The organism is Mesobacillus sp., from assembly GCF_049588175.1.
Taxonomy (GTDB): domain Bacteria; phylum Bacillota; class Bacilli; order Bacillales; family Cytobacillaceae; genus Mesobacillus.
Map to the genome: position 1 here is coordinate 1 of NZ_JBAVFI010000438.1, position 4,187 is coordinate 4,187.

A 4,187-nucleotide genomic window follows, 5' to 3' on the forward strand; every position below is an offset into this window, starting at 1 on the left:
ACGAAAAGCTTGTCCATTAGGTTAGAAAATATTAACAATAATACAGGAGCTTGTCGACAAAAATACAGGTCACAGATCATTTATTGAAACCCTGTTGATTGGAGTGGAAGGCGCGAAGACTCCTCCGAAAATGCTAACGCATTTCCATCGTGCGTGGGCAGGTTCGAGGAAGCTATTCAATGTCCTGCGGTCTCAGCGCCAGTCCCTAGAAGAATTTGCTTATGAAAAAGCCGGCAGTTGGGCTTTTTCATAATTCTTCCGAGGAAAGCGAAGCACCTGGAACGGAAATCAACGGACTATTTTTACAAGCCGTCCTAAAAAACAAGAGGGTGCCCAAAAGTTTATACCTTTTGGGACACCCTAGTTGTTTTGATTAATTTTTTTTGAAAAGGCTGTTATCTAAAAAAATTGTTTTTAATGGTTTGTTTGAAAACAACTCATGAAACCATTTAAATTTTCCAAAGAACCTTCATTAAAGTATTATGCTGTTTATTGTGACAATATCTTTTAACGATTGTAGTTTTTCAATCATATCCTCTTGAAGCGGCTTGTCAAATGAAAGGACCATTATGGCCTCTCCTCCTGCTTCTTTTCTTCCTACCTGCATCGTTGCGATGTTGACGTTATGATCGCCCAGAACTTTCCCTACATGCCCGATAACCCCTGGGCGGTCCATATGCTGGATATAAAGAAGGTTGCCTGATGGGTGGAAGTCAATGTTAAATCCATCTAGATTGACTATTCTTGGGCCATAATGTTCGATATATGTCCCTCTTGCTGTAAAAGTTTCCCCGTCACCAAGGGCAGTAACTGTAACTGTATTCGCGTAGCCAAAAGTATCACCAGTGATTTTCTCGCCGATCATGATTCCTCGTTCTTTTGCGATATGGATGGCGTTTACTTCATTAACAGTGACATCGATGCGATTTTGGAAAAAACCAGACAATAGCGCTTTTGTAAGGAAGGAAGTCTCCAGCTCGGCCGCGGTGCCTGAATATGTAACAGTTAACTCGCTAATCCCTTTATTGTGGCATTCTGAAACAATTTTACCCATTTCTTTGGCAAGCTGGTGGAAAGGCTGAATTTTTTCGTAAATTTCTTTGGACATAGCCGGCAGGTTAATTGAATTAGCCACGGGTTTGTTTTCGAGAAAGGTCCTGATTTCCATGGCGACCTGGGTGGCGACATTCAATTGTGCCTCCTTTGTGGATGCGCCTAAATGAGGAGTTACTATGACTGAATCTAGATCGAGTAAAGGGTGATTCCCAGGAGGTTCAACTTCAAAAACATCTAGTGCAGCTCCGGCTACGTGACCTTTTTCAATGAAGTGAGCAAGTGCGATTTCGTCAATAATACCGCCCCTGGCACAGTTAAGCAGGTAAACGCCTTTTTTGGTATAGCTTAATGTTTTTTCATTGAGAAGTCCTTTCGTTTCTTTTGTTAATGGAGTATGGACGGAAATAATGTCTGCTTGTGGCAATAAATCATCAAATGTGGATAGTTGTACCCCCAATACCGCAGCTCGTTCCTTCGTCAGGAATGGATCGAAAACCTTTACAGCCATTCCAAAGGCTCTAGCCCTCTTGGCCAATTCAGAACCGATTCTGCCCATTCCGATAATACCTAATGTTTTTCCGTACAATTCACTTCCGATATACTGATTTCTTTTCCATTCACCATTCTTTACCGTGGAGTGTGCTTGAGGAATATTCCTGAGAAGTGCAGCCATCATTGCAAAAGTATGCTCAGCAGTAGAAATAGTATTACCATCTGGAGCATTTACAACGACAATCCCTTTTTTAGTGGCCTCTGAAATATCTATATTATCCACCCCGACTCCAGCCCGACCGACAATTTTGAGTGAAGGCATACGGTCAAGCAAATCACTGGTAACTTTTGTAGCGCTTCTTACCAAAAGGGCGTCAATTTTTGATAAATCGATATTTTCAGAGTCAATATTGTCCATATAAACCTGTGCGTTCTCCAATTCTAATAACGGCTGCAGACCTTCCTCTTTAATTGAATCGGTTGCTAATATCTGAAACATTCTGCACTCACTCCCCTGAATAAAGTATGTAATTTTCTGATTATTTTACAAAACGAATATTCTTTTGTCAAATAGCAGAAATGTTCATAAAAAATGAAAACGTTATCATGTAATGAGAGTCAAAAGAATATAAATGTTCGGATATTGTGCCGTGGAGGCTCAGCGCCACCCCGCGTAAAGCAAGCATTCTGGAGTGGTAATCAACCACTCCTTAAATAGCAACAAATTTTACGAAAACAGCCACTATTTATCCATACTTAAATTATCATATTCATATTGAGTAAAGAATAGGATGGAGATTGTAGCTGACATTAAATCGTCACATGCAAACAGCTTCACAAATATTCTTTTTTTCAGTATAATAAGTTTGTAAATTAAATATGGTCTATCTTCGGGGCAGGGTGAAATTCCCGATCGGCGGTAATGAGATTTATATTCTCTAAGCCCGCGAGCCTTTAGGGGCAGGATTTGGTGCGATTCCAAAGCCGACAGTATAGTCTGGATGGGAGAAGATGGAGGTTCTGCAGACGTTCAAAAAATGCAGGTTTTGAATGTTTATTAAGCATGCCTTTAACATTTCTCCCTCAAGAATAAAACTTGAGGGATTTATTTGTTTATGGGTGTGTGAATGCTGAATCTTTCTTCTTTATGTGAGATGGATCTCTATAAGGAGAGAGGATTATGAAAAAATTTAGTGTTAAAGCAATGGTTTCAATTGGGATGTTAAGCAGTATTTCTTATATACTTATGTTGTTGAATTTCCCGCTGCCGCCGTTTCCAAAGTTTCTGATGGTTGATTTCAGCGATATACCTGCATTGATTGCTGCGTTAATCTTTGGTCCGGCTGCCGGCATCCTGGTAGAGTTATTAAAGAATATGCTTGATTATTTTATGACTGGAAGCGAAACAGGTGTCCCTGTTGGCCATGCTGCTAATTTTGTGGCGGGTGTTCTATTCATCCTTCCAACCTATTATTTATACCAGAGGTTAAAAACTACTAAAGGTATGACGTTTGCACTTGTTGCAGGTACAGTCAGCATGGCGATCTTGATGAGCGTATTGAATTATTTCGTATTTCTTCCTGCATATACATTATTTTTAAATATGCCGGCAATGTCTGGGCCGGAAACAAAACAATTAATTGTGGCAGGTATTTTGCCTTTCAATATTGTTAAAGGTATTTTAATGTCGATCGTATTCATGCTGTTGTTCTCAAGAATGAAAACATGGATTGAAAGACAACGGTCTTTTAAAAGTGCATAATTATCTCAGCAGAGATTAAATAGAAGAAAAGCAACGGCCTGCACCGTTGCTTTTTTTGTCAATATTGGGCCTTTATGGCAGGCACCATTTCTTATACCCATATGCTGTTATTTACTTAAAGTGCAGCAACATTCTATGCGAAGAAGCGTGAAGATCAATAAATGTAGCTAAATGCGCCCAAAAAAAATTCCCGCCGGAAAGCGGGAATTATGTATTGATTATTCGAATTTAGTAGCATCTCCGTTAAATGGCTCATCTGCTACTTTGATTGAATCAGTAGGGCAGCCTTCGAAAGCATCCATCATATCGTCAATTAAAACGTCTGGAATCTCTACGATACCTTCGTTTTCATCAAGTGTTACGAATGCAATGCCTTCATCGTCGTAATCATAAATGTCTGGAGCAGCTGCACCGCAAGCTCCGCATGCAATACATGTTTCTTTGTCAACAATCGTGTACTTAGCCATGATCTAATTCCTCCCAAATGTTTAACAATAATAAATCGTCTTCCTAAAAAAGTGAAAACGTATTCCTCATACCTATTGTAAAACTGTATCGCAAACATTTCAATAAAAAAAGTATTGAGAATGCTTATCACATAAGGCGTTGAGAGGTTTTAGGGCTGAAAATAAAACATTTTCTACTGCATTTCATGGTAAAATAAATCTATAATATTTTCCTGCAATAGGAAAGGTAAAGGAATTGCATGGGGATGATTCTATTTTCAGCAAGGGTGATTTTATGCAAATTACATACCTAGAGGCAGTCATCCTGTATCTGTTAAAAAAAATTAATGGTGAACGGACAATTTATTCCTTATTCCATCTTTTTCAAGGTAAGAAGTCTTCCCAAACTATTCAAGATGCCCATCTATATC

3 protein-coding genes and 1 riboswitch are annotated in these 4,187 nt (G+C 39.1%); of the genes, 1 reads left to right on the forward strand and 2 read right to left on the reverse strand.

All coding sequences use genetic code 11. The annotated features are described in order from the left end of the window. Positions 1 to 472: 472 nt before the first annotated feature. Complete coding sequence (serA, locus tag WB217_RS10755; protein ID WP_423993227.1) at positions 473 to 2,047, reverse strand: phosphoglycerate dehydrogenase; 1,575 nt, start codon at positions 2,045 to 2,047, stop codon at positions 473 to 475. Positions 2,048 to 2,430: 383 nt separating this feature from the next. Further along, positions 2,431 to 2,565, forward strand: a riboswitch (FMN riboswitch). Positions 2,566 to 2,728: 163 nt separating this feature from the next. On the opposite strand from serA, the gene WB217_RS10760 reads away from it, so the two are divergent. Then, positions 2,729 to 3,310 (forward strand): ECF transporter S component, encoded by a 582-nt coding sequence (locus WB217_RS10760; protein WP_423993228.1) that lies wholly within the window; start codon positions 2,729 to 2,731, stop codon positions 3,308 to 3,310. A 218-nt stretch (positions 3,311 to 3,528) separates the two neighbouring features. Here WB217_RS10760 and WB217_RS10765 read toward each other — a convergent pair whose 3' ends face one another. After that, complete coding sequence (locus WB217_RS10765) at positions 3,529 to 3,777, reverse strand: ferredoxin (protein ID WP_023627496.1); 249 nt, start codon at positions 3,775 to 3,777, stop codon at positions 3,529 to 3,531. Between the last annotated feature and the right edge of the window lie 410 nt (positions 3,778 to 4,187).

Excerpts from the sequence above, each read along its gene's own strand:
- serA (WP_423993227.1), bottom strand. The coding sequence starts at position 2,047 with ATGTTTCAGATATTAGCAACCGATTCAATTAAAGAGGAAGGTCTGCAG.
- WB217_RS10760 (WP_423993228.1), top strand. The coding sequence starts at position 2,729 with ATGAAAAAATTTAGTGTTAAAGCAATGGTTTCAATTGGGATGTTAAGC.
- WB217_RS10765 (WP_023627496.1), bottom strand. The coding sequence starts at position 3,777 with ATGGCTAAGTACACGATTGTTGACAAAGAAACATGTATTGCATGCGGA.